We start from the raw sequence: 3,960 nt of genomic DNA on the forward strand, positions 1-3,960 counted from the left end.
CGGTCCCGCTGCTGATGCGGGGGGAGGCGCGCCCGCCAGCGGAGCAGGTGGTGCGGCGTCCGGGTTTGGTGGAGGCCTGTCCGGACTGGCTGGGGGGGCTTCGTCCTTCGGCGCCGGTCGCGCGTCCGCGTTCGGTGGGGGAGGAAGCGAGGCCGCGTCCACGGCCTCCCCGCAGGAGCCAGCGGCTGCGGCGGCGCCAGCAGCTGCGGCGGCGCCAGCGGCGTCGTCGAACGAACCTGCGCAGGCCCACTACGGCCTCACCGTCAAGGAGATTCGAAAGCCGCTCAACACCGCTCTCCGTCAGGTCGACAACATGAGCATCATTCGCGGCATTCGTCCGCGCCTGGGGCGCGACACGTCGCTGTGGATGTTCCGCGTGGCCTGCTTTCAGGGGCTTATGCAGTCGCACGGCAAGGACTACGGCGCGTGGAGCATGCTCGCGGGCCGCAAGCTCGGTCAGCTCATGCAGATCCCGGATTACGCCAGTATCGACAAGGCCTTTCGCGCCATGAAGCTCGGCCGCGTGAAGTACACCGAAGAGGGCAGCACGGCGGTCTTCGAAGTCGAAGAGTGTCTTGTCTGCGACGGCATCATGGGCATCGATGAGCCTTGCTGCGGCTTCGTGGGAGGCCTGCTCGGCAGCGTGGTGCAGCGCGTCACCGACCGTGACGTGGTGATTCGCGAGACCCAGTGCATCGGGCGCCATCACAGCGCGTGCCGTTTCGAGATCTCGTTCACCCGAAGCGCCGTCTCCGAGGGCTAGCGGCGCGTGCTTCGAGCGCCGCGTGAGTCGGCGGGCGCCGAGGGGGCGCGACGCGCATCCAGGCCCTGCCGCACCTACGGGCCTCTCTGATGGGTACGGTCTGAGTAGCGGGCCCTGTTCTTTTCTGGTTCCTTTGTCTGAGGTCGGCTTGCGGAGAGGATTTTTGCCGCTTCGCGGCGGAATAGCCGCCCGGCATCGGAGATGATCTCTACCCTGAGAGAGCTGCGCCCTCTCCCACCCACTCACCACTGGAGGTTTGACCATGTCCCAGACGGCTACACTCGCGCATGCGATGATCTACACGTTCGAGAACGGCGACGGCAAGAACAAGTCCCTGCTCGGCGGAAAGGGCGCGGGTCTCTCCGAGATGACCCACCTCGGCATCCCGGTGCCGCCCGGCTTCACCATCACCACCGAGGTGTGCATGGAGTACAACCGCCTCGGCCGCAGCTTCCCCCAGGGTCTCGATCAGCACGTTCGTGAGGCCGTGGCTGACGTCGAGCAGAAGATGGGCAAGCGCTTCGGCGACCCGCAGAACCCGCTGCTCGTCTCGGTGCGATCGGGCGCCAAGATCTCGATGCCCGGCATGATGGACACGGTGCTCAACCTCGGCCTCAACGATGAGACGGTCGAAGGGCTGGCAAAGCTCACCAACGACGCGCGCTTCGCCTACGACGCCTATCGCCGTTTCATCAGCATGTACGGCGATGTGGTCATGGGCGTGGCCAAGAAGAAGTTCGAGCATCTGCTCAAGGGCGCTCGCGCCGAGGCCGGGGTGAAGAACGACAACGAGCTCACCGCCGACCAGCTCAAGGCCATCGTCGGTCAGTTCAAGGCCCTGGTGCTCAAGGAGGCGGGCTCCACGTTCCCCTCCGACGTGTACGACCAGCTGCACCGCGCCGTGGCGGCCGTGTTCGATTCGTGGAACAACCCGCGCGCCATCGTCTACCGCAACCGCGAGCACCTCGATCACAACATGGGCACGGCGGTGAACGTTCAGGCCATGGTGTTCGGCAACATGGGCGAAGACTGCGGCACGGGCGTGGCCTTCACCCGCGACTGCGCCAATGGCGCCAATGGCCTGGTGGGCGACTTCCTCATGAATGCCCAGGGCGAAGACGTGGTGGCGGGCATCCGGACGCCGCAGCACATCGACGAGATGGCGAAGGTGCTGCCGTCGGCCTACAAGCAGCTGCTCGACATCGGTCAGCGGCTCGAGAAGCACTACAAGGACACGCAAGACGTCGAGTTCACCATCGAAAAAGATCGGCTCTTCATGCTGCAGACCCGCCGCGCCAAGCGCACGGCGTCGGCCGCGGTGAAGATCGCCGTCGACATGGTGCACGAGGGGCTCATCACCAAGGAAGAGGCCGTGGCCCGCATGCAGGCGAGCCAGCTCGACCAGCTGCTGCACCCCTACTTCGAGGCGTCGAGCAAGGCTGCCGCGCTGGCCGCCGACCGCTTCCTCGCCAAGGGCATTCCCGCGTCGCCGGGTGCCGCTACCGGAAAGATCGTGTTCGAGGCCGACGAGGCCGTCGAGATGCACGAGAAGGGCGACAAGGTCGTTCTGGTGCGCCCTGAGACCACGCCCGACGACGCCCACGGCATGGTGGTCGCCGAGGGCATCCTCACGAGCACGGGCGGTCCCACGTCGCACGCGGCGCTGGTGGCCCGCGGCTGGGGCATCCCCTGCGTGGTGGGCTGCGAGGCCCTGCAGATCGACATGGACAAGCACGTGCTGCACGTCAACGGCCGCACCTTGAAGAAGGGCGACCTGCTCTCGTTCGACGGCACCACGGGTGAGGTCATTGAGGGTACCCTCGATCTGGTGAAACCCGACAAGCTCTCCGACCAGGCGTCTGAGCTGCTGTCGTGGGCCGACTCGATGCGCACGCTGGGCGTCTACGCCAACGCCGACAACCCCCGCGACGCCGCCCGCGCCCGCGCCTTCGGGGCACACGGCATCGGCCTGTGCCGCACTGAGCACATGTTCATGGAGCGCGAGCGGCTTCCCGTGGTGCAGAAGATGATTCTCGCGGCGCCGGAGGCCGAGCGCCTCAAGCGCGTGCTGCACCGCCTCGAGATCGAGCTCGAGGAGGCCAAGGACGCCGAGCGCGCCGACGTCGAGAAGCGCATCGCGGCGGTGAAGGCGCAGATCGAGCAGCCGTGGACCGAGTACACCCAGATCCTCGATCAGCTGCAGCCGGTGCAGCGCGCCGATTTCAAGGGCATTCTCAAGGCGATGGAGGGGCACTGGGTTATCATCCGCCTGCTCGATCCGCCGCTGCACGAGTTCCTGCCCAGCTTTGAAGAGCTGCTCGCCGACGTCACCCGTCTGCACATGGCGAAGCGCGCGGGCGATTCGCTTTTTGGTGAAGTGCTCGGCGAGGTGCGCAAGGAGCGCGGCAACGAGGCACTCACCCTCAACGAGCTCGAGTACCTGCTCGGGCGCGTGCGCCAGCTCAAGGAGATGAACCCCATGCTCGGGCTGCGCGTGTGCCGTCTCGGCATCGTGTACCCCGAGGTGTACAAGATGCAGGTGCGCGCGATTCTCGAGGCCGCGTGTGAGCTGGTCAAGGAGGGCGTCGACGCGAAGCCTGAGATCATGATCCCGGGCGTCGGGCTTGCCGAAGAGATGTCGTTCATGCGCGATCTGGTGACGAAGACCGCCGACGAGATCATCGCCAAGACGGGCGTCAAGGTGAAGTACAAGGTGGGCACCATGGTCGAGCTGCCGCGCGCGTGCGTGGCGGCGGGCGAGCTGGCCGCCGACGCGGAGTTCTTCTCGTTCGGCACCAACGACCTCACCCAGACCACCCTCGGCTACTCGCGCGACGACGCTGCGGGCACGTTCATCCCGGTGTACATCGAGAAGAAGGTGCTGGCGCGCGACCCGTTCCAGACCCTCGACACCGAGGGCGTCGGCAAGCTGATGAAGCTGGCCGTCGATCAGGGTCGCAAGACCCGTCCCGACATCGAGGTGGGCATCTGCGGCGAGCACGGCGGTGAGCCGCGCAGCGTGGCCTTCTGCCACACGCTCAAGCTCAACTACGTGTCGTGCTCACCCTACCGCGTTCCCATCGCCCGCCTCGCGGCGGCGAAGGCTTCCCTCGCCGAGAAGGGCGTGTCGGTGGAAGCCGACTGATCTCGGTGTGCTCCGGCGCAGGGGCTGGGCGCGCGGCTTTGCGCGGATTGGC

Annotated in this window: 2 protein-coding genes; both read left to right on the top strand. The window is 66.7% G+C overall.

Annotated features, from left to right (window positions below):
* A partial coding sequence (locus tag EB084_21275) for a hypothetical protein (protein ID NDD30796.1) occupies nt 1-763 on the top strand: 763 nt, incomplete at its 5' end.
* Nucleotides 764-1,025: 262 nt separating this feature from the next.
* On the top strand, nt 1,026-3,908 hold the full coding sequence (locus EB084_21280; protein NDD30797.1) for a pyruvate, phosphate dikinase: 2,883 nt from the start codon (nt 1,026-1,028) through the stop codon (nt 3,906-3,908).
* Nucleotides 3,909-3,960: the final 52 nt, after the last annotated feature.

This window comes from Pseudomonadota bacterium (assembly GCA_010028905.1).
Classification (GTDB): Bacteria; Vulcanimicrobiota; Xenobia; order RGZZ01; family RGZZ01; genus RGZZ01.

What these genes read in the sequence shown, in the direction of transcription:
- EB084_21280 (NDD30797.1), top strand. Translation starts at nt 1,026, where the DNA reads ATGTCCCAGACGGCTACACTCGCGCATGCGATGATCTACACGTTCGAG.